Origin of the sequence: Virgibacillus sp. MG-45 (assembly GCF_036409425.1) — a bacterium.
Lineage (GTDB): Bacteria > Bacillota > Bacilli > Bacillales > Amphibacillaceae > LDC-1.
The window spans coordinates 1-21,715 of record NZ_JAXOFU010000002.1 but is presented as its reverse complement, the minus strand read 5'-3'; the positions used below and the strand labels follow the sequence as shown (position 1 = coordinate 21,715).

General features: G+C 37.4%; 19 protein-coding genes. 16 read left to right on the top strand and 3 right to left on the bottom strand.

Annotated elements, in window-relative coordinates; genetic code table 11:
- The first annotated feature begins 76 nt into the window (after window positions 1-76).
- Window positions 77-1,366: a SpoIVB peptidase gene (gene spoIVB / locus SPK86_RS02255; protein WP_443089747.1), complete on the top strand. Its 1,290-nt coding sequence runs from the start codon at window positions 77-79 to the stop codon at window positions 1,364-1,366.
- Window positions 1,367-1,609: 243 nt separating this feature from the next.
- Window positions 1,610-2,398, top strand: a complete 789-nt coding sequence (gene spo0A / locus SPK86_RS02250) for a sporulation transcription factor Spo0A (protein WP_284140349.1) — start codon at window positions 1,610-1,612, stop codon at window positions 2,396-2,398.
- Window positions 2,399-2,493: 95 nt separating this feature from the next.
- Here the strand turns inward: spo0A and SPK86_RS02245 are convergent, their stop codons facing one another.
- Window positions 2,494-3,840 carry an aspartate kinase gene (locus tag SPK86_RS02245; RefSeq protein WP_330948594.1) on the bottom strand — a complete coding sequence of 449 codons (1,347 nt, stop codon included), beginning with the start codon at window positions 3,838-3,840 and terminating at the stop codon, window positions 2,494-2,496.
- 114 nt (window positions 3,841-3,954) lie between these two features.
- Window positions 3,955-4,203: a DUF2627 domain-containing protein gene (locus tag SPK86_RS02240; protein WP_330948593.1), complete on the bottom strand. Its 249-nt coding sequence runs from the start codon at window positions 4,201-4,203 to the stop codon at window positions 3,955-3,957.
- A gap of 134 nt (window positions 4,204-4,337) precedes the next feature.
- Between SPK86_RS02240 and SPK86_RS02235 the strand changes: the two genes are divergently transcribed.
- The 10 genes from SPK86_RS02235 (at window position 4,338) to SPK86_RS02190 (ending at window position 16,007) form a co-directional block, all read left to right on the top strand.
- The gene (locus SPK86_RS02235; protein ID WP_284140346.1) at window positions 4,338-6,410 is read left to right on the top strand and encodes a sigma 54-interacting transcriptional regulator; all 2,073 of its coding nucleotides are present in this window, start codon (window positions 4,338-4,340) and stop codon (window positions 6,408-6,410) included.
- A gap of 115 nt (window positions 6,411-6,525) precedes the next feature.
- Window positions 6,526-7,428 (top strand): phosphate acyltransferase, encoded by a 903-nt coding sequence (locus tag SPK86_RS02230; protein ID WP_284140345.1) that lies wholly within the window; start codon window positions 6,526-6,528, stop codon window positions 7,426-7,428.
- A 13-nt stretch (window positions 7,429-7,441) separates the two neighbouring features.
- Complete coding sequence (locus tag SPK86_RS02225; RefSeq protein WP_284140344.1) at window positions 7,442-8,533, top strand: Leu/Phe/Val dehydrogenase; 1,092 nt, start codon at window positions 7,442-7,444, stop codon at window positions 8,531-8,533.
- A gap of 19 nt (window positions 8,534-8,552) precedes the next feature.
- A complete protein-coding gene (gene buk, locus SPK86_RS02220; RefSeq protein WP_284140343.1) occupies window positions 8,553-9,662 on the top strand; it encodes a butyrate kinase in 1,110 nt (369 codons plus the stop codon).
- Window positions 9,652-11,073 carry a dihydrolipoyl dehydrogenase gene (gene lpdA, locus SPK86_RS02215; RefSeq protein WP_284140342.1) on the top strand — a complete coding sequence of 474 codons (1,422 nt, stop codon included), beginning with the start codon at window positions 9,652-9,654 and terminating at the stop codon, window positions 11,071-11,073. Before buk ends, lpdA begins: the two co-directional genes overlap by 11 nt.
- A gap of 25 nt (window positions 11,074-11,098) precedes the next feature.
- The gene (locus SPK86_RS02210) at window positions 11,099-12,091 is read left to right on the top strand and encodes a thiamine pyrophosphate-dependent dehydrogenase E1 component subunit alpha (RefSeq protein ID WP_284140341.1); all 993 of its coding nucleotides are present in this window, start codon (window positions 11,099-11,101) and stop codon (window positions 12,089-12,091) included.
- Between the two features lie 13 nt (window positions 12,092-12,104).
- A complete protein-coding gene (locus SPK86_RS02205; RefSeq protein ID WP_284140340.1) occupies window positions 12,105-13,088 on the top strand; it encodes an alpha-ketoacid dehydrogenase subunit beta in 984 nt (327 codons plus the stop codon).
- 33 nt (window positions 13,089-13,121) lie between these two features.
- On the top strand, window positions 13,122-14,387 hold the full coding sequence (locus SPK86_RS02200; protein ID WP_330948592.1) for a dihydrolipoamide acetyltransferase family protein: 1,266 nt from the start codon (window positions 13,122-13,124) through the stop codon (window positions 14,385-14,387).
- 103 nt (window positions 14,388-14,490) lie between these two features.
- Window positions 14,491-14,922, top strand: a complete 432-nt coding sequence (locus SPK86_RS02195) for a BrxA/BrxB family bacilliredoxin (protein WP_330948591.1) — start codon at window positions 14,491-14,493, stop codon at window positions 14,920-14,922.
- A gap of 98 nt (window positions 14,923-15,020) precedes the next feature.
- Window positions 15,021-16,007: an aromatic acid exporter family protein gene (locus SPK86_RS02190; protein ID WP_330948590.1), complete on the top strand. Its 987-nt coding sequence runs from the start codon at window positions 15,021-15,023 to the stop codon at window positions 16,005-16,007.
- Between the two features lie 42 nt (window positions 16,008-16,049).
- Here SPK86_RS02190 and prli42 read toward each other — a convergent pair whose 3' ends face one another.
- On the bottom strand, window positions 16,050-16,187 hold the full coding sequence (gene prli42 / locus SPK86_RS02185) for a stressosome-associated protein Prli42 (protein ID WP_284140336.1): 138 nt from the start codon (window positions 16,185-16,187) through the stop codon (window positions 16,050-16,052).
- A gap of 151 nt (window positions 16,188-16,338) precedes the next feature.
- Between prli42 and SPK86_RS02180 the strand changes: the two genes are divergently transcribed.
- The 4 genes from SPK86_RS02180 (at window position 16,339) to SPK86_RS02165 (ending at window position 21,588) form a co-directional block, all read left to right on the top strand.
- A complete protein-coding gene (locus SPK86_RS02180) occupies window positions 16,339-17,982 on the top strand; it encodes an acyl-CoA mutase large subunit family protein (RefSeq protein ID WP_330948589.1) in 1,644 nt (547 codons plus the stop codon).
- A 12-nt stretch (window positions 17,983-17,994) separates the two neighbouring features.
- The gene (gene mce, locus SPK86_RS02175) at window positions 17,995-18,816 is read left to right on the top strand and encodes a methylmalonyl-CoA epimerase (RefSeq protein ID WP_284140334.1); all 822 of its coding nucleotides are present in this window, start codon (window positions 17,995-17,997) and stop codon (window positions 18,814-18,816) included.
- A 2-nt stretch (window positions 18,817-18,818) separates the two neighbouring features.
- Window positions 18,819-20,369, top strand: coding sequence for an acyl-CoA carboxylase subunit beta (locus tag SPK86_RS02170; protein WP_330948588.1), 1,551 nt, complete (start codon window positions 18,819-18,821; stop codon window positions 20,367-20,369).
- 88 nt (window positions 20,370-20,457) lie between these two features.
- Entirely contained in the window at window positions 20,458-21,588 is a 1,131-nt protein-coding gene (locus SPK86_RS02165; protein ID WP_284140332.1) for a M20/M25/M40 family metallo-hydrolase, read from the top strand.
- Window positions 21,589-21,715: the final 127 nt, after the last annotated feature.

Sequence of the window (21,715 nt, the reverse complement as noted above, 5' to 3'; positions counted from 1 at the left end):
TTAACCAGTTTAAAATCTTAGCTTAAAGGTCAAATTAGAAATACAGATATAAAAGTGTGGGTTAGGAATCAGGAGAGTGAAGCTATTGAAAAAATACAGATCAACTATACGAATCTTTATCGGAGTATTTCTCCTTGCAACCTTATTATTTGTACCTTTTCTAGCCCCTATACAGAATTACCTGGCCATTCCCAATCATATGGTGACCTTCCAAAATGAGTCCCAACAGATTCCTCTTTTAAGCAAAGAGGTTGATGTAAAATCAAATAATAATGTAATTCAAGCCATTGACTCAAGTCAATTCCATGCAAAAGAAACTGGTGAAAGCCAGCTTACGTATCAAGTAGCAGGCGTTCCAATTAAAAAAGTAAATGTATCTGTGCTTAATGACCTAAAAGTAATACCAGGAGGTCAATCTATTGGTGTCCAGCTTCAAACAAAAGGCGTTCTTGTTGTCGGACATCACCTTGTACAAGGAAAGGAAGGTTCCACATCACCAGGGGAAGAAGCAAATATTCAAGTAGGTGATGTTATTATGCAAATTAACGGTGATCAAATAAAAGAGATGCAGGAAGTAAAACCATTTGTAGAGAAAGCTGGGAAAAATAATCAGGCGTTAGATGTTACGATAAGAAGAGGTAAAAAAACAATAAATACAAAACTAGAACCAATTATGGACAAAAAAGAAAACCAATATCGCATTGGACTCTATATTCGTGACTCTGCTGCTGGTATTGGAACAATGACTTTTTATGAACCAAAATCAAAAAAATACGGTGCACTTGGCCATGTTATATCAGACATGGATACAAAGAAACCAATTTTGATTAATAATGGTACGATTGTTCGTTCATCTGTAACCTCAATTCAAAAAGGAAACAGCGGAACACCAGGTGAAAAGCAGGCTGAGTTTTCAATTAAAGAAAATAAAATAGGAAATATAACTAAAAATAGTCCATTTGGGATTTTTGGAGTGCTAAACAAAGGTGTAACTGATGGGAAATATAAAAAACCAATGCCAATTGCACTGTCAGATCAAGTGGAGAAGGGACCAGCTAAAATTTTAACGGTTCTTGATGGCGAAAAAGTGGAGGAATTTGATGTTGAAATTGTTAGCAGTATTCCACAAAAGTCACCGGCAACAAAAGGAATGGTCGTTAAAATTACTGACCCTAAGTTATTAGATAAAACAGGTGGCATTGTCCAAGGAATGAGTGGAAGTCCAATCATTCAAAACAACAAAATTATCGGAGCGGTTACGCATGTCTTTGTTAATGATCCAACCTCTGGATACGGAGTCCATATTGAATGGATGTTACAGGAAGCGGGCATTGACATTTACAACAAAGAACAATTAGCAAGTTAAAGCGGAGACTTCCCCATATTGGGGTGGTCTCTTTCTTTTCTTATTGGTATAATTTACATAAATATTTTTCGACAATATCTTGTGAAAATTATCGAATGTAGGCGAAAATATAAGAAAACGTTAGAAAATGAAAGAATATATAAAAAATTTTAAAGTTTTTCAAATAAAAAAAGGAATTTTTTAACTAATGTCGAATCTATATAATGGGCAAAAATTGAAGATCATAAAGGGAGGAAGTTTGAAGTGGAGAAAATTTCAGTTTGTTTAGTGGATGATAACAAGGAACTCGTTCAATTAATGGAAGATTTTTTTGAAGACCAAGAAGATATTGAAATAATTGGTACGGCTTATAATGGCAAAGAATGTCTTGAATTGCTTGATGAAATCGAACCAGATGTTTTGATTCTTGATATCATTATGCCTCATATTGACGGTTTAGCTGTTTTAAATACGATAAAACAAAATGAAAGCACTTCAAGTCCAAATGTCATCATGTTAACTGCTTTCGGTCAAGAAGAGGTAATGAAGAAGGCGGTTGATCTTGGTGCAGCTTATTTTGTATTAAAGCCGTTTGATCTAGATAATTTAGCAGACCAGATTCGACAGGTTCAAGGAAATAGTGCTGCATTTTCAAATAAACAAAGTATTAGCAAAGGAAATCGAAAAGAACGTAAGAAAAAGGATCTAGAAGCAAGTATAACGAATATTATCCATGAAATTGGCGTTCCTGCTCATATAAAGGGGTATATGTATTTACGCGAAGCAATCACCATGGTTTATAACGATGTTGAATTACTCGGGTCTATTACAAAGGTATTATATCCGGATATTGCCAAAAAGTTTAATACAACAGCCTCACGGGTCGAAAGAGCAATACGCCATGCAATAGAAGTGGCTTGGAATAGAGGGAATATAGACTCCATATCTGCATTATTTGGATATACAGTGAGTATCTCTAAAACAAAACCTACAAATAGTGAGTTCATTGCTATGGTTGCAGACAGATTACGTCTGGAACATAAGGCAAGCTAGAGTTTAAATAAGTAAAGGGATGGAAAATCCCCTTTGTTCATGATGTATTCCATGATGAACAAAGGGGATTTTAGTACTTGTAAAATATACGATCACTAATCAAAAAACACTTTATAAAGAGACTGAATTGCTTTCTCCAAATCATTTGCATCGATGCCGAACATCATGGATACATCAGAAGATCCTTGATTGATCATTACGATATTAACATTCGCATCTTTGAAAGCTTTTGTAGCTTTTTGGGCAATTCCAATGGTTCGCATCATTCCTTCACCAACAATCATAATCATTGCCAAATTTCGTTGGATCGTGACTGTTTCAGGTTGCAATTGCTCTTTTATTTTTTCTATAATAAATTGTTCTTTACTTGGTGTGAGCTGATTTTCTCTTAAAATAACCGAAAGATCATCAATTCCCGATGGAACATGCTCAAATGAAATGTCCTCATCCTCTAAAATATGTAATAATTTTCTTCCAAATCCTACTTCTCGATTCATTAAATATTTACTAACAAAAAGACTAGAAAAACCATCATCACTTGCGATTCCCACGACTCCTATATTTTTTGCTTCTTTTTCAGCGACTATCCTTGTGCCAGCAGCTTTTGGATTATTCGTATTTTTAATGGCAACAGGAATACCTGCACGGAAAGCAGGAATAAGCGCTTCATCATGAAAGACGGAAAATCCAGCATAAGAGAGCTCACGCATTTCTTTATAGGTAAGGACTTGAATTTCCTTTGGATTTTGCACGATTGTTGGATTGACAGCGTAAACAGAGTCTACGTCTGTAAAGTTTTCATAAAGTGATGCTTTGACACCTGCAGCTAGTATTGCTCCTGTAATATCAGATCCGCCTCTAGAAAACGTTGCTAATGTTCCATCTAATGTATACCCAAAAAAACCTGGTATAACGATAATTTGTGATTTTTCTCTTAAAGCAAATATTCTTTCCATGCTCTCGGGAAGGAGTTGTGCATTACCCGCTTCATTACTTACAATAATTCCTGCATCTTTTGGATTCATATACATAGCGTTTAAACCATTTAGACTCAAGTATTGGCTCAAGATACGAGCAGACCAATCTTCCCCAAGTGCTTTTATAGCATCAAGCTTGCGCTCAGAAGGTAAATCACTCTGAATCACACGTTCAATAGATTGTATTATTTCCTCAACCAATCCATTTTGCAGGCCGAGACCTTCAATTATTTCTTGGAATTGCTCTTGTACCATTTGAGTAAATTGGTTATATGGCTTGTAATTTCTTGAAGCTTCTCCAATCATAATTAGTAAATCAGTCATTTTGAGAGATGAATCGGAATGTTTTCCAGGTGCCGATACAACAATAATTTTACGATCACCATCTTCTTGAATAATTCTACCGACTTTTTTAAATTGATTTGCATTTGCTAATGAGCTTCCTCCGAATTTTGCAACTTTCATCAAACCACTCCAATATATTGAATAGAAAATTCTTAAAAGTTTTATTAAAAATAATAACACATAATTCATACAAAAGGGAAATAACAAACAAAAAAATAGGTGTCGAATATGCGCTCACCTATTTTTTATGCATGCATTACATGCTTGATCTGTATTTTGTTTTTTACGATCTCGGTGGATGATAAACCCACCAATAAATGCTAGTCCAAAAAGAAATAATAGTAATCCAACCGTAAATTGGACGCCAATATGAATAAATAGCGGTGTGAACTCATTAAACAAAGCATCACGCATCAATTTTATTCCAATGGCGGAAAATATACCTGGAATAACTAGTAATAAAACGGCAATAATTCTTCCCATACATGTTCTCCTTCGTAATATTTTTCTAATTCTAGTATAACAGATGAATATAAATTAGAAATGAAAAAGAAATTGAAATAATGTGCATTATCCCGTAAGATAAAAACATGCATAATGTTGCAAGGTGGGATCCTATGAAACGAGTTCTTATTGTTGGCGCAGGAAACGGCGGTACATCATTATTAAAAATTTTGCATGCTGTAAATCGAATGGAAATCCGAGGTGTCATCGATCGTAATAGAAATGCAAAAGGATTAAAAATCGCTCAGCAGTTAAATGTACCGATTGGATATGATTGGGAAAAATGGCTCCATGATCATGAAGAAGTTGATATTATTGTGGAAGCAACAGGCGATGAAAAAGTACTTGAAGCACTTCTAAAGGCTAGGGGAAGTAAAACGATTGTAATACCAGGAAGTGTCGCTTACATCATTTCTGAGCTATTTGATGAAAAGGAAGCTTTACTTAGCAAGTTAAAGCTACAGACATATAATCAAGAGCTGATTCTTAATAATATCAAAGACGGTATGATTGTTGTTGATAAAGATGGTGTAGTGAAGTTCGTTAATAAAAGCGCAGAAAAGATTGTAGGAGTTAATAAATCTGATTTTATTGGCAACCCTGTTAGAGAAATAATAAGTGACTCAAGATTACCTATTATATTAAGAAACAGAAGAAAAGAAGTTAATCAGAAGCTATTTCTCGAAAACGGAAAGAAAGTAATTACTACTCGAATTCCAATTATTAATGCAAACGGTGAATTAGTCGGTGCATTCGCAGTTTTTAAAGATATTACAGAAGTAGTGAATTTAGCAGAAGAGAATACTGATTTAAAAGAAATAAAAACAATGCTCGAAGCAATTATCTATTCTTCTGAGGAAGCAATTAGTGTAGTAGACGAATCCGGAATAGGCATGATGATAAATCCAGCCTATACAAGAATCACAGGACTAACAGAAAAGGAAATTGTTGGACAACCTGCCGCAACTGATATCTCTGAAGGTGAAAGTATGCATATGAAGGTGTTGCAAACACGAAGACCAGTTCGAGGAGTTCGAATGAAAGTTGGTCCGAGTAAAAAGGATGTTATTGTAAATGTAGCACCGATTATTGTAGATGGAAAAATAAAAGGAAGTGTTGGAATACTTCACGATGTTTCTGAAATTAAAACACTTACGAGTGAATTAAAGCGAGCAAGACAAATTATTCGGAATTTAGAAGCGAAATATACATTTGATGATATTATTGCCAGTTCTTCAGAAATGAAGCTTGCTTTAGAACAGGCTAAGGTTGGTGCACGAACGCCTGCAACTGTATTGCTAAGGGGAGAATCAGGAACAGGCAAGGAATTGTTCGCACATGCAATTCATAATGAAAGCGATCGGAAACACAAAAAGTTTATCCGAGTCAATTGTGCGGCAATTGCAGAGTCGATATTGGAAAGTGAATTATTTGGTTATGAGGAAGGTGCGTTTTCTGGAGCAAAACAGGGAGGCAAAAAAGGGTTATTTGAAGAAGCGAACTTTGGAAGTATTTTTCTAGATGAGATTGGAGAGTTATCTTTAGGAATGCAAGCTAAATTGCTTCGCGTCCTTCAAGAAAATGAAATCATTCGTGTTGGCGGAACAAATCCGATCACGATTGATGTTCGAGTTATTGCTGCTACAAATGTTAATTTAGAAAAAGCAATCATGAACAAAAGCTTTCGGGAGGATTTATATTATCGTTTAAATCGATTGCCTATCTTTATACCTTCTTTATCTGAAAGACTTGATGATATTCCAGATTTAATCCAACATATAATTCATAAGATAAATCAGGACTATGGTAGAAATGTTTCTTCTATTGCGGATGATGCGTTGCAAGCACTCTATACATATGATTGGCCAGGAAATGTACGAGAGCTTGAAAATGTAATCGGACGAGCGATGATTTATATGGATATGAACGAGGAAATGATTCAAAAACATCATCTTTCTGATTTACATCCAAAAATAAAAGCAAAACAAGGACAGGCTTTCAATAAGTTTAACAAGGATGAAACACTTCAACATGCGATGGAGAACTTCGAGAAGGCATATATAGTTGCTACATATGAACAAAATAATTTTAATAAAACAAGAACTGCAAAGCAATTAAACATTTCCATACGGAATTTATATTATAAGATGGAGAAATATCAAATTGAACAAAATGACCTGCAATAAATTGCATACTTGCAACTTATTGCATAGTTAAGATTAAATAAAATAAAGCGCTTTCAAAATAAAAAAGTTGGCACGATATTTGCAAGTATATATATGAGGGGTTGAAGTTATTAAAATGGAAGAAATCGCATCGATAAGAAATCAAATAACGAATCATTCAAATGTAGTAGCAATTGCAAATGCGGCAAATTTAGAGGTGCTAAAAACGGTAAAGCTTGCAATCGAGGATAATCTTTGTGGATTTCAATTATATGGAGAAGAAAAAGCAATTCGTGCAATGGCCAATGAAATTCACTTAGATGTCGCTTCGCCCAATATTTCGATTATACAAGCGCCAATAAATGATGTTTGCGATGCCGCTGTCGAAGCTGTACACAATCAGGAAGCACATGTCCTAATGAAAGGAGATGTTTCTACGAAGAATCTCTTACAAGCCGTGCTTCACAAGGATAAAGGCTTACGCACTGGAAATGTGTTATCACATGTTGCGTTATTTGAAATTCCAGGTAGAAAACGAGTGATTTTTTTGACGGATGCCGCAATGAACATTGCACCTCGCTTACAAGAAAAAGCACAAATCATTCAAAATGCTGTTTTTGTTGCAAATTCGATTGGCGTAAAATGTCCAAAGGTTGCGGCGATTGCACCAGTTGAGGTAGTAAACGAAGCGATTCCTTCCACCGTAGACGCTGCATTGTTAACTCAAATGCAAAAAAGAGGACAGCTTAAAAATTGCATTGTTGATGGTCCATTACAATTTGACATTGCGGTTTCTACGCGAGCAAAGGAAGAAAAACAGGTGGAATCCGATGTTGCTGGGGAAACAGATATTTTACTCGTTCCATCACTTGAAACAGGAAATGCATTATATAAAGCATTCACATGTTTTGCCAATGCAAAGGTCGCAGCGATGGTGGGGGGAGCAAGTGCTCCAATTGTATTAACATCGAGAGCAGATTCGGCTCCGAATAAGCTTCTATCTCTTTATTTAGCATTAGCTGCATTAAAAACATTTTAAAGGAGGAAATAACATGGAAATTTTTACTTATATGGAAAAATACGATTACGAACAACTTGTTATATGTCAGGACAAAAATTCTGGATTAAAGGCGATTATTGCTATTCATGATACAACATTAGGCCCTGCATTAGGGGGGACGAGAATGTGGACTTATGCATCGGAAGAGGAAGCAATAGAAGATGCCCTACGTTTAGCAAAAGGGATGACTTACAAAAATGCAGCAGCAGGTTTAGATTTAGGTGGAGGAAAAACCGTTATTATAGGAGATCCTAAGAAGGATAAAAATCCAGAGATGTTTCGTGCCTTTGGACGATATATACAAGGGTTAAATGGAAGATATATTACGGCCGAGGATGTTGGTACAACAGAGCAGGATATGGATATCATTCATCTTGAAACTGACTATGTAACAGGAACCTCGAGTGCGAATTCTTCAGGGAATCCATCTCCAGTAACTGGTTTCGGTGTTTATAAAGGAATGAAAGCTGCTGTGAAAGAAGCGTTTGGTGATGACTCCCTTGAAGGAAAAGTGGTAGCTGTACAAGGGGTAGGTAATGTTGCGTTCACTCTTTGTGAATATTTACATAAAGAAGGTGCAAGCTTAGTCGTTACAGACATAAATAAGAATGCAGTACAGCGAGCAGTCGATAGCTTTGGTGCAAAAGCTGTTGATCCTGAAGATATTTATGATGTAGACTGCGATGTGTACGCACCTTGTGCGCTTGGTGCAACGATAAATGACGACACAATTGCAAGAATAAAAGCAAAGGTTATTGCTGGCTCTGCAAACAATCAACTAAAAGAATCCAAGCACGGTGACATGCTCCATGAAAAAGGGATTGTTTATGCTCCTGATTATGTGATTAATTCAGGCGGTGTCATCAATGTTGCTGATGAGCTTCTTGGCTATAATGAAGAACGCGCATTAAAAAAGGTGGAAACGATTTATGATTCCTTGTTAAAGGTATTTGAAATATCGAAAAGAGATAACATTCCTTCCTATGTTGCAGCAGATCGTATGGCAGAAGAACGGATTGCATCGGTAAGGAATTCAAGAAGTCAATTTTTGCAAAATGGATTGCATATACTTAGCAGAAGATAATGCCACGGGGGGCAAATTTGTGCAGCAATTTTTTCGTATACTTGTAATAAATCCAGGTTCAACGTCTACTAAAATTGGTGTATTCGATGATGATACTTGCATTTTCGAAAAGACGATTCGACATCATGCTTCAGAGCTTTCTATTTATAAGCATGTTATTGATCAATATGCATTTAGAAAGAAAGTAATTCTTGAACAATTAGATTATGAAGGAATAAATATTTCAAAATTAAACGCAGTTTGTTCTAGAGGTGGGCTTGTTCAACCGATTGAAGGTGGCACATATATCGTTAACGATCAAATGCTTTATGATCTCAAAACAGGGTTTAATGGAGATCACGCATCAAATCTTGGCGGTATTATTGCGCATGAAATTGCTTATAGCCTAAATATAAATGCTTACATTGTAGATCCTGTAGTAGTAGATGAATTAGATGAGATAGCGCGGTTTTCTGGTGTGGTTGAATTGCCTAGAAAAAGTATATTTCATGCGTTAAATCAAAAAGCAGTTGCAAGAAGAGCAGCGAAAGATTTACAAAAAGCCTATGACCGTGCGCAATTCATCGTCACGCATATGGGTGGTGGCATAACGATTGGAGCTCATCGAAATGGAAAGGTAATTGATGTAAATAACGGACTCCATGGTGAAGGTCCTTTCTCACCAGAACGTGCAGGAACAGTTCCGGCTGGAGATCTTGTATCTCTTTGTTTTTCTGGACAATATTATCAGCATGAAATAATGGAAAAATTAGTTGGAAAAGGCGGTTTGATGGCTTATCTGCAAACAAATGATGCGGTTGAAGTAGAACAAAGAATTGCAAATGGCGATGAATATGCTTTAAAAATTTACGATGCCATGGCATATCAAATTGCAAAAGAGATAGGAGCAATGAGTGCTGTGCTAGAGGGGAAAGTAGATGCCATCATTTTAACTGGTGGACTTGCATATGGGAAATCATTTGTAGATTTGATTTCCAAGCGTGTAGACTGGATCTCTGATGTTATTGTTTATCCAGGTGAAAATGAATTACAGGCACTTGCAGAAGGAAGCTTACGTGTGCTACGTCATGAAGAAGCTCCAAAGCATTATCCGAATTTAATTGAAGGGGTGAGGGTGAATGACCGTTGAATATGATCTTGTTGTACTTGGTGGCGGAACCGGTGGCTATGTAGCAGCTATTCGCGCTTCGCAGCTAGGGATGAAAGTGGCCATTGTTGAGAAAGAAAAGCTTGGTGGTACATGTCTTCACCGAGGCTGTATTCCATCAAAGGCGTTGTTAAGAAGTGCAGAGGTCTATAAACAAACAAAAGAGGCAAGTAAATTCGGTGTTGAAACGAATGATATTTCATTAAATTTCACACGTGTTCAAGATCGAAAAAGCAATATTGTCGAAACGTTACATCAAGGTGTGCAATCTTTAATGAAAAAAGGAAAAATTGATGTGTATCACGGCTTTGGGCGTATTTTAGGGCCAAGCATATTTTCCCCCATGCCTGGTACGATTTCTATTGAATATGAAAACGGGGATGAGAATACAATGCTTGTTCCTAAACAAGTGCTAATTGCCACAGGATCAAAACCACGTTCATTACCCGGACTTGAATTTGATAGTGAATTTGTTTTAAGCTCTGATGAGGCATTACAGCTTGAGGAACTTCCTGCTTCAATCATAATTGTTGGTGGCGGTGTAATTGGAATTGAATGGGCATCGATGCTCGCAGATTTTGGGGTAGATGTGACAGTTATCGAATCTTCAAAACACATCTTACCTACGGAGGATTTGGCTATCTCTAAAGAAGTTGAACGATTGTTAAAGAAAAAAGGGATTACCTTTTTAAAGCAAGCAACAATATTACCTGAAACTGTGAAAAAGGATGGAGCGGTTTCCATTGATGTCGAGTGGAAGAAAGAAGTAAAGAAGCTCCAAGCCGAAAAAATACTGCTTTCAATTGGAAGAACAGCAAACACAGAGAATATCGGAATTGAGAATACCGACATTATTGTAGAGAATGGGGTCATCCAAACGAATACATGCTATCAAACGAAAGAAGCGCATATATATGCAATTGGAGATGTTATTGGTGGATTACAGCTAGCGCATGTCGCTTCTCATGAAGGAATTGTTGCAGTCGAGCATATGGCAGGTCAACATCCTGCTGAAATAGATTATTCAGCAATCCCATCTTGTATTTATTCTAATCCAGAGGTTGCTAGAGTTGGTTTAACAGAAGAACAAGCAAATGAGGCTGGATTTAATGTGAAAATAGGAAAATTTCCATTTAAAGCGATTGGCAAAGCATTAGTTTACGGAGAAAGTGATGGCTTCGTTAAAATCATCGCAAATCAAGCGAATGATGATATTTTAGGAATTCACATGATTGGCCCTCATGTTACAGAGTTAATTTCGGAAGCAGGACTTGCAAAAGTATTGGATGCGACACCGTGGGAAATCGCTCATACTATTCATCCACATCCAACGCTTGCAGAGGTAATGGGAGAGGCGGCATTAGCTGTAGAAGGACAGCAAATTCACGGCTAGTAATTAAAATAAGGAGGGATATTAGATGGCAAAAATGCGTCATGAACAAATTGGTTTATCCAATGATACTGTACTTGAAATGTTTAAGACAATGCTTTTAGCGCGTAAGATTGATGAAAGAATGTGGTTATTAAACCGTGCTGGAAAAATTCCTTTCGTTATTTCTTGTCAAGGACAAGAAGCTGCACAAGTAGGGGCAGCATTCGCGCTTGATCGTGAACATGATTATGTAGCACCATATTATCGAGATTTAGGAGTGGTTTTAGCCTTTGGTATGACAGCAAAGGATATTATGCTTTCAGGCTTTGCAAAGGCAGAGGATCCTAATTCAGGTGGACGTCAAATGCCAGGGCACTTTGGACAAAAAAAGAACCGAATATTAACTGGTTCTTCACCAGTAACTACTCAAGTTCCACATGCAGTAGGTGTAGCGTTAGCTGCTAAGATGGAGAAAAAGAATTTTGCTTCCTTTGTGACATTAGGAGAAGGATCATCCAATCAAGGAGATTTCCATGAAGGATTAAACTTTGCTGGTGTACATAAACTACCAGTAATTACAATGGTAGAAAATAATAAATATGCGATTTCGGTACCACTCGAAAAACAGTTAGCATGTGAAAGTGTCGCTGATCGTGGAGCAAGCTATGGTATGCCTGGTATAACAGTGGATGGAAATGATCCGCTTGCTGTGTTTGAAGCAGTAAGTGAAGCTAGAGAGAGAGCGGTCGCTGGAAAAGGTCCAACATTAATTGAGGCAGTAACTTACCGGCTTACCGCACATTCTAGTGATGATGATGATCGACTCTATCGAGATCGAGACGAAGTAGATGAAGCAAAGAAGAAAGATTCCATTTTTACGTTTGCTGCATACTTAAAAGAAAATAACATCCTAACAGATGAGATTGAAGCGAACATAAACAAAGATATTGATCAACTCGTTAATGAAGCAACAGATTATGCAGAAAATGCTGCCTATGCAGAACCAGAATCAGCATTAAAATACGTATACGAGGAATAGGGGGGGATTCTAAATGGCTATTATGTCGTATATTCAAGCAGTGACAGCTGCTTTAAAAGAAGAAATGGAACGTGATGAAAAAGTATTTGTTCTTGGTGAAGACGTAGGAAAAAAAGGTGGCGTCTTTCGAGCGACGGATGGTTTGTATGATCGTTTTGGAGAATATCGTGTTTTAGATACGCCTCTTGCGGAATCAGCAATTGCAGGGGTGGGCATTGGTGCGGCGATGTACGGAATGCGCCCTGTAGCTGAAATGCAATTTGCCGATTTTATTATGCCGGCTGTGAATCAAATCATATCTGAAGCAGCGAAAATCAGATATCGTTCTAACAATGATTGGAATTGTCCGATAACGATTCGCGCACCATATGGTGGCGGTGTACACGGTGCGTTATATCATTCGCAATCTGTTGAGGCAGTGTTTGCGAATCAACCAGGATTAAAAATAGTAATGCCTTCTACACCATATGATGTAAAAGGGTTGTTAAAGGCCGCCATTCGGGATAATGATCCTGTACTCTTTTTTGAGCATAAACGTGCATATCGATTATTAAAAGGTGAGGTACCAGAGGAAGATTATGTATTACCGATTGGTAAAGCAGATATAAAGCGAGAAGGTACGGATGTCACCATCATTACGTACGGTTTATGTGTACATTTTGCACTTCAAGCAGCTGAAAAGCTTGCTGATGAAGGTATTGATGCACATATTCTAGATTTACGAACTGTATACCCACTTGATAAAGAAGCAATTATAGAGGCAGCGCGTAAAACTGGGAAGGTACTACTAGTAACAGAGGATAACAAAGAGGGGAGTATCATAGGTGAGGTTGCAGCAATTATTGCTGAGCATTGTCTGTTTGACTTGGATGCTCCGATTCAAAGACTTGCTGGACCAGATGTTCCTGCCATGCCTTATGCGCCTACAATGGAGAAATACTTCATGATTAATCCGGACAAAGTTGAAAAAGCAATAAGAGAATTAGCAGCGTTTTAATGAATAATGTTGAAGGATTAAGGAGGGATTTCAGTGGCAAAAGAGAAAATAACAATGCCTCAGCTTGGTGAGAGTGTCACGGAAGGTACGATTAGTACGTGGCTAGTTAAAGAAGGGGACACAGTTAATAAATATGATCCGATTGCAGAAGTAATGACAGATAAAGTAAACGCAGAGGTTCCTTCTTCTTTCGCAGGTACAATAACAGAGTTAATTGCGAACGAAGGAGATACGATTGAAGTTGGAGAGTTAATTTGTGTGATTGAAACAGATGATAAAGAAGCAAATGCTAGTAATGTGGAAAACACGGAGAAAGCGATCAACAACGCATCAGAAGAAACTACGGATGATACTTCTATGAAAAAAAGATACTCACCAGCCGTGTTGAGAATGGCACAGGAACATAATATTGATCTTGAACAAGTAACCGGGACTGGTCGAGGCGGCCGCATCACCCGGAAGGATATTCAACATCTTATCGAACAAGGTATACAGCCAGGTGTAGAACAGAAAGAAGAACAGGCAAAAGCATTTGAACAAAGATCGGTTACCAAACATACTTCTCAAACAACAAAGGCTCCCTTTCCAGGTAGTGTTGCTGGAGACTTGGAAATTCCAGTTACTGGGGTACGAAAGGTTATTGCCCAAAACATGGTTCGCGCCAAAACAGAAATTCCGCATGCGTGGATGATGGTTGAGGTAGATGTAACGGATCTTGTTGCTTATCGAAATCGAGTAAAATCAACATTTAAACAAAATGAAGGATTTAATTTAACGTTTTTTGCGTTTTTTGTAAAAGCAATTTCACAAGCTATTAAGGAGTTTCCACAATTAAATAGCATGTGGGCAGGCGATAAGATTATCCAGAAGAAAGACATTCATATTTCCATTGCTGTTGCTAAAGATCAGGAGTTATTTGTTCCAGTCATACGAAATGCTGATGAAAAAAGCATCAAAGGTATTGCTCGAGATATTCATGAATTAGCGATGAAAGCCCGAAACGGAAAGCTTACTTCTGAAGATATGCAAGGTGGTACTTTTACAGTAAATAATACCGGTTCATTTGGATCAGTTCAGTCGATGGGAGTCATTAATTATCCGCAGGCTGCAATATTACAAGTGGAATCGATTGTGAAACGTCCGGTAATCATTAATGATATGTTTGCAGCGCGTGATATGGTGAACCTCTGTTTATCGTTAGACCATCGTATATTAGATGGGCTAATTTGCGGACAGTTTTTAGCAAGGGTAAAAGAAATACTAGAAAACATGAACGATAAAACAGTGCAAATGTACTAACAGTCAATTTTTTAAATTGAATTTTCAAAGCAATATTGATAAGCTAATTTATAAGTTAATGGGTTAACTTATAAATACTTTTAATAAGGAGATGCATGTTTGCATGGATTTTAATTTATTTATGAATGACGTAGTAGATGCAGCACGTCAAGATATACGAGAAGCTGGTTATGAGGAATTAAAGACTGTAGAGGAAGTAGATGCAGCGCTTAATCGTAAAGGAACAACATTAGTAATGATAAATTCTGTGTGCGGCTGTGCGGGTGGTGTTGCGAGACCAGCTGCAGCAAATGCAATTCATTATGACAAGCGTCCAGACCATCTTGTAACTGTATTTGCAGGTCAAGATAAGGATGCAACAGAAAGGGCTCGAGAATATTTTGAAGGATTTCCTCCTTCTTCTCCGTCATTTGCATTTTTAAAAGATGGAAAAATTGTTACAATGTTAGAGCGTCATGACATCGAAGGCTTTAATGCAATGGATGTAATGACAAAGCTACAACAAATTTTTGATAATCATTGTGAGGAAGTATAACATTACCTGTAGAAATGAAAAAAGGCTGTCTCATTAATTGCGGGTCAGCCTTATTTTCATCGTTTATAAAAGGAAGTTCTAATTGAGGAGATATGAAGGTGAAAATTGGCTACCGAACAATAAAGACTGCGATTGGCACACCAGTTGCAATAGCCATTGCGCAATTTTTAGGATTAACTAATTTCGTTTCCGCGGGAATATTGACGATGCTTTGCATTCAACCATCTAGAAAAAGATCGGTATTAAGTGCATGGGATCGATTTGCCGCGTGTGTATTAGCAAGTATACTTTCGTTTGGTTTTTTTGAAATACTCGGATACAATACAATAGTTCTTGGTATTATGTTAGCTTTCTTTATTCCATTAACTGTATTGTTGAAAATAACGCAAGGGATTACGACCAGCTCTGTTATCATTATTAACCTATATAGTGCAGGTCATATTGATTACGTGTTTTTGTTTAATCAATTCATGCTAATCCTAGTTGGAATCGGTATTGGTTTGATTGTCAATCTCTATATGCCGAGTATGGATAAACAATTAAGAGAAAAGCAAAAGAAACTTGAAACGAATTTTCGCATCATCCTTTATGAAATTGCTGCTTATATTCGAGATAAGAACCAGACATGGGATGGGAAGGAAATAACAGAAACAGAACATATTCTTGAAGAAACAATTGAACTAGTTGAACGCGATAGGGAAAATCATATGCTTCGTTCAGAGCATACATATTATGATTATTTTAATATGCGCGCAAAGCAATTTGATATTTTAAAAAGAATGCTTCCATTAGTTACGAAGCTTCCTTTCAAAGATCCGATGTCAGAGGAAATTGCTAATTTCTTTGAAAGACTTTCCGAAGCAGTTCACCCGGGGAATACTGCCATTCTATTTCTTAAGGAATTAAATGATTTATATACAGTTTTTCATGATGAAGATATGCCTACATCAAAGGAAGAATTTGAGACTCGCGCTAATCTATATCGTCTTCTTCGGGAAATGGAAGACTATTTAATCATTAAGAAAAAGTTCAAAAAAAGTGATGTAGTCATAAAATATAAAATTAAAAAGACTGGTTCTACATAACTAACCAGTCTCCTTGGTTGCATCTTATTAAATCATTTCTTTTTAAAGAAAGGCGATTAGCCCAGTTGTTAAAGTGGATAGTAGCATTGCAATTATCATAATATACACAATTAATGTTATTCTGCGCTCTCGCTTTGACTTCTTTTTCGTAGATGTCTTTTGTGGCTGATTTGCTGCCATGAAGTTCTCCTCCTTCATCCATAATGCTATTTGTATTTTAACGTTAAAATCCAGATTGGACAAGGAAAATATATCGTTTTTATTTAACTGTTTTACTAATTTCTGTTGTTTATAATATGTGTCTCATTTGAACAAGGGGGTTTTGGATACAATGAATACAGAAAATAAGTATGAACAAGCTTGGAAAGATGATTGTAACGAATTAAGTAAGCGTTTTCCTGAACGGGAAGATCAATTTACGACTTCATCCAATATCGAAGTTGATCGATTATATTATTCGAAAAACGAGTATGATGAAGAGAAGCTTAGCTTTCCAGGACAATTTCCTTACACACGAGGAATTCAACCTACTATGTATCGAAGTCGTTTTTGGACAATGCGTCAATACGCTGGATTCGGTTCTGCAAAAGAAACAAATAAACGATTTCGTTATTTGTTAGAGCAAGGACAAACTGGTTTATCGGTTGCCTTTGATTTACCAACCCAAATTGGCTATGATTCTGATGATGTGATGGCAGAAGGAGAAGTCGGGAAAGTAGGAGTTGCGATTGATTCCTTAAAAGACATGGAACAGCTTTTTGATAACATTCCATTAGATAAGGTAAGTACATCGATGACAATTAATGCACCTGCTTCGATTTTACTTTGTATGTACATCGCTGTAGGTGAAAAGCAAGGAGTACCTCTAGAACAATTAACGGGTACGATTCAAAATGATATTTTAAAAGAATATATCGCAAGAGGTACTTATATTTTCCCACCAAAGCCTTCCATGAGATTGATAACGAATATATTTGAATATTGTCAAGCTCATGTTCCAAAATTTAATACGATCAGTATATCTGGCTATCATATTCGCGAAGCTGGATCGACCGCAGTGCAAGAAGCCGCATTTACGATTGCCAATGGGATGGCATATGTGGATGCAGCACTTGAATCTGGATTAGATATTGATCAGTTTGCACCTCGGCTTGCGTTTTTCTTTAATGCGCATAACAACTTCTTTGAAGAAATCGCCAAATTTCGAGCGGCTCGTCGCGTTTGGGCAAAGATTATGAAAAACCATTATGGAGCTAAAAATCCAAAAAGCTGGAAGCTTCGTTTTCATACACAAACTGGTGGATCTACATTAACTGCGCAACAGCCAGATAATAATATTGTCCGTGTTACATTACAAGCATTAGCAGCAGTAATGGGAGGAACACAAAGTTTACATACGAATTCCCGAGATGAAGCGTTATCACTACCAACTGAAGATTCTGCTAGAATTGCACTACGAACCCAGCAAATTATTGCACATGAGAGCGGAGCTGCGGATACAGTTGATCCTCTAGGTGGTTCTTATTTTGTTGAGGAATTAACAGATAGGATCGAAGCAGAAATTAATGCTTATTTAGAAAAAATTGAAGCAATCGGTGGAGCTGTTCAAGCTGTTGAAGAGGGGTACATGCAGCGTGAAATTCACCAAAACGCATACGAAACACAAAAAAGGATTGAACGAAAAGATGAAATTATTGTTGGATTAAATAAGTTCGTCTTAGAAGAAGAAGTAAACCCGGATTTACTAAAGGTCGATGAAGCCTTAGAAAAAGCACAAATAAATGCCTTGAAAAATATTCGTTCAACCCGAGACCAAGCTGCTGTCGATAATTCATTACAGGCCATTAAAAAACATGCTCAAAATCAAAGTAGTAACTTAATTCCATATATTTTAGATGCAGTGAAAGCATATGCAACTGTTGGGGAAATTTGCAATGTTTTACGCGATGAATTTGGTGAATATTCAGGAATATAGGGGGGAGAAAGCATGAAAAAGATTCGAGTCTTAATCGCAAAACCTGGACTAGATGGACATGATAGAGGGGCATTAGTGATAGCACAAGCATTACGAGACCATGGAATGGAAGTTATTTATACAGGATTACGTCAATCTCCTCAGCAAATCGCTCAAGCTGCAATTCAGGAAGATGTAGATGTCATTGGTTTATCTTCATTATCTGGCGCACATCGCACGCTATTTCCAAAAGTTGTGCAAGAATTGGAACAAAGAAATGCAGGAGATATCCCGGTAATCGGTGGCGGTGTTATTCCAAGTGAAGATATTCCATACTTACTTGAACAAGGAATCAAGAAAATCTTCACTAGTGGTTCGACAACAGATGCTTTAGCAAGCTTTATTAAGGAACTTATGCAGGTAAATGGTCACGTCGTTTCAAAACCAAAGAAAATAGCCCATATAGGAATCGCAGTGCAAAATATAGAGCAAGCGCTTTCCTTTTACACAGATATGCTGCATTTAGATCTAGAGCATGTGGAGCATGTTGAAAGTGAAGGGGTAAAGGTAGCTTTTCTTCGTATTGGTGAAACGCGTATAGAGCTACTAGAACCTCTACACGAGGATTCTAGTATAAAACGTTTTCTTGAAAAACAAGGAGAAGGAATACATCATATTGCCATTGATGTTGACAATATTGAAGCACGAATGACACAAATGAAAACAAATGGTGTTAAATTTAGTAACGATGCTCCTACACAAGGTGCACACGATACAAAAGTCGCATTTATCCATCCAAAATCTGCTCATGGCGTTTTAATTGAATTATGTGAGCAAATGAAAGGATCTGAATAAGGATGGATATTTTTGATAAAATTAACGAATTATATGATAAGCGGAGGTCCGTTGAGCTTGGTGGTGGAGATGAACGTATCGATAAGCAGCATGCGAAAGGAAAACTAACAGCTCGTGAGCGAATTGAGTATCTTTTGGATAATGGATCATTCGTTGAATTAAATCCTTTTATCGAACATCGAGTCAGTGATTTTGGAATGGATAGTGCAACTGCAAAAGGCGAAGGTGTAGTAACAGGCTACGGAAAGATAAATGGAAAACCTGTGTATTTATTTGCTCAGGATTTCACCGTATATGGTGGAGCGCTAGGTGAAATGCACGGAAGAAAAATTGCCAATGTCATGGATCTAGCTGCAGAGAACGGAGTACCATTTATTGGATTGAACGATTCAGGTGGAGCTCGGATTCAAGAAGGTGTCTCCTCTCTCGACGGCTATGGTCAAGTATTTTATCGAAATTCCATCTATTCAGGTGTTATCCCACAAATTTCGGTAATTATGGGTCCAAGTGCAGGTGGAGCTGTTTATTCTCCGGCAATCACAGATTTTGTAATTATGGTAGAAAAAACGTCGCAAATGTTTATTACTGGTCCTAAAGTAATTGAAACGGTAACTGGTGAGAAAATTTCCTCAGAAGCACTTGGTGGTGCGGCAATACATAATTCAACAAGTGGCAATGCACATATGCAAGCAGCAACAGAGGAAGAGGCATTAGATTATGTTAAACAGCTTTTAAGCTATTTACCTGCTAACAGCAAAGAAAAGCCACCAGAATTGCCGTTAGAGGAAGATTTAAACGATTACCGTTCTGAGCTAACTGATGTTGTTCCCTTTAATTCAGTTCGTCCTTATGATGTTAAAAAAGTAATCGAACAAGTTGTAGATGAAAATAGCTTTTTTGAGATTCATGCACAGTTTGCAAAAAATATAGTCGTTGGCTTTGCACGAATAAAAGGAAGAACAGTTGGCTTAGTTTGTAATCAGCCAAAATATATGGCCGGTGGTCTTGATATTGATTCAAGTGATAAAGCTGCTCGATTTATTCGCTTTTGTGATTGCTTCCAAATTCCGATAATTACATTCGAAGATGTGACAGGCTTTTTTCCTGGTGTGAAACAAGAACATGGTGGCATTATCCGCCATGGTGCGAAAATCTTGTATGCGTATTCAGAAGCAACGGTTCCTAAAATAACTGTAATTACAAGGAAGGCATATGGTGGTGCATATGTCGCACTAAATAGTAAATCAATTGGTGCTGATCTTGTCTATGCATGGCCAAATGCAGAAATAGCTGTAATGGGACCTGAAGGGGCTGCGAATATTATTTTTGCAAAGGACATCGCTGAAAGTGACAATCCAGAGGTAACAAGGCAGGAGAAAATCGAAACCTATCGCGAAAAATTTGCAAATCCATATATTGCGGCTGGCTTAGGGATGGTGGATGACGTTATAGATCCACGAGAAACACGAATAAAGCTTGTGCAAGCCTTGGAAATGCTACAAAATAAAACGGTTCAACGTCCTGCAAAAAAACACGGAAACATCCCGTTATAAATCCTCATGTGTCTTATGTGACGGCGAGGTAATAAAAGTGATATGATAATGAAATACGTAAGTTTTATAATTGAAGGAGATATCAATCATGGTCAAGATTAACGAAGAAAGATTAGTACAAGAATTTTTTGAATTGGTTCAAATTGATTCGGAAACAAAGCATGAAGCAGAAATAGCTAGTGTGCTAAAAAAGAAATTTTCAGACCTTGGAGTAGAAGTGTTCGAGGATGATGCGAAGAAACTAACGGGACATGGAGCAGGAAATTTAATTTGTACATTAAAAGGGAATAAATTAAATGCGGATCCAATTTATTTCACATCACATATGGACACAGTTGTTCCAGGAAAAGGAATTAAACCGTCTATTAAAGATGGATACATTGTTTCAGATGGAACGACGATTCTCGGTGCGGACGATAAAGCAGGTCTCGCTGCGATTTTTGAAGCTATTCGAATGATACAAGAAAACGATGTACCACATGGCGATATTCAATTTATCATTACAGTCGGGGAAGAATCTGGTCTAGTTGGAGCAAAGGTTCTAGATAAAAAGCACATCCATGCAAAATTCGGCTATGCGATTGATAGTAATGGAGAAGTTGGAGATATTATTGTTGCTGCTCCCACACAAGCAAAGATTTTGGCGGTAATTAAGGGAAAAACAGCACACGCTGGTGTAGCTCCGGAAAAGGGGATTTCCGCTATAACACTAGCCGCTAAAGCCATTTCTAAAATGCCGCTCGGTAGAATTGATGAGGAAACCACTGCAAATATCGGTCGTTTTGAAGGTGGCAAACAAACGAATATTGTTTGTGATTATGTAGAAATTTTAGCAGAAGCAAGATCACTTGTAGCTGAGAAAATGGAAGCGCAAGTAGCAAAGATGAAGCAAGCATTTGAAGAAACAGCAAATGAATACGGTGGCGAAGCACAAGTAGAAGTGAAGGTCATGTATCCAGGCTTTAAACAGCAAGCAGGAGATGAAGTAGTTGAAGTAGCTCGGGATGCCGCAAAGAAGATCGGCAGAACAAGTAGCTTGTTAAAAAGTGGTGGTGGTAGTGATGCAAATATTATTGCTGGCTTTGGAATACCTACCGTTAATTTAGCTGTTGGGTATGAGGAGATTCATACAACGAATGAACGAATTGCAGTGCATGAATTGGTGAAGATCAGCGAGCTCATTGCTGCGATAATAGAGGAAGTTGCAAATCGCTCTTAATAGAAGATGATTTCAAGAGAATGAAGAGTGAAGCAGGGCAAATATTCGGTGAATATTGCACCTGCTTTTTTATTACTGGTTTTAAAACCACAGGCTCTGCCTGTGTGAGAATTCAACTTGTAGAGTT

Bases quoted from the DNA above. Each gene is read 5' to 3' on its own strand.
- mce (WP_284140334.1), top strand. From the start codon at position 17,995: ATGAAAAAGATTCGAGTCTTAATCGCAAAACCTGGACTAGATGGACAT.
- SPK86_RS02230 (WP_284140345.1), top strand. From the start codon at position 6,526: ATGGAAGAAATCGCATCGATAAGAAATCAAATAACGAATCATTCAAAT.
- SPK86_RS02225 (WP_284140344.1), top strand. From the start codon at position 7,442: ATGGAAATTTTTACTTATATGGAAAAATACGATTACGAACAACTTGTT.
- lpdA (WP_284140342.1), top strand. From the start codon at position 9,652: ATGACCGTTGAATATGATCTTGTTGTACTTGGTGGCGGAACCGGTGGC.
- SPK86_RS02235 (WP_284140346.1), top strand. From the start codon at position 4,338: ATGAAACGAGTTCTTATTGTTGGCGCAGGAAACGGCGGTACATCATTA.
- SPK86_RS02195 (WP_330948591.1), top strand. From the start codon at position 14,491: ATGGATTTTAATTTATTTATGAATGACGTAGTAGATGCAGCACGTCAA.
- SPK86_RS02210 (WP_284140341.1), top strand. From the start codon at position 11,099: ATGGCAAAAATGCGTCATGAACAAATTGGTTTATCCAATGATACTGTA.
- SPK86_RS02205 (WP_284140340.1), top strand. From the start codon at position 12,105: ATGGCTATTATGTCGTATATTCAAGCAGTGACAGCTGCTTTAAAAGAA.
- SPK86_RS02240 (WP_330948593.1), bottom strand. From the start codon at position 4,203: ATGGGAAGAATTATTGCCGTTTTATTACTAGTTATTCCAGGTATATTT.
- prli42 (WP_284140336.1), bottom strand. From the start codon at position 16,187: ATGGCAGCAAATCAGCCACAAAAGACATCTACGAAAAAGAAGTCAAAG.
- SPK86_RS02180 (WP_330948589.1), top strand. From the start codon at position 16,339: ATGAATACAGAAAATAAGTATGAACAAGCTTGGAAAGATGATTGTAAC.
- SPK86_RS02245 (WP_330948594.1), bottom strand. From the start codon at position 3,840: ATGAAAGTTGCAAAATTCGGAGGAAGCTCATTAGCAAATGCAAATCAA.
- SPK86_RS02170 (WP_330948588.1), top strand. From the start codon at position 18,819: ATGGATATTTTTGATAAAATTAACGAATTATATGATAAGCGGAGGTCC.
- SPK86_RS02165 (WP_284140332.1), top strand. From the start codon at position 20,458: ATGGTCAAGATTAACGAAGAAAGATTAGTACAAGAATTTTTTGAATTG.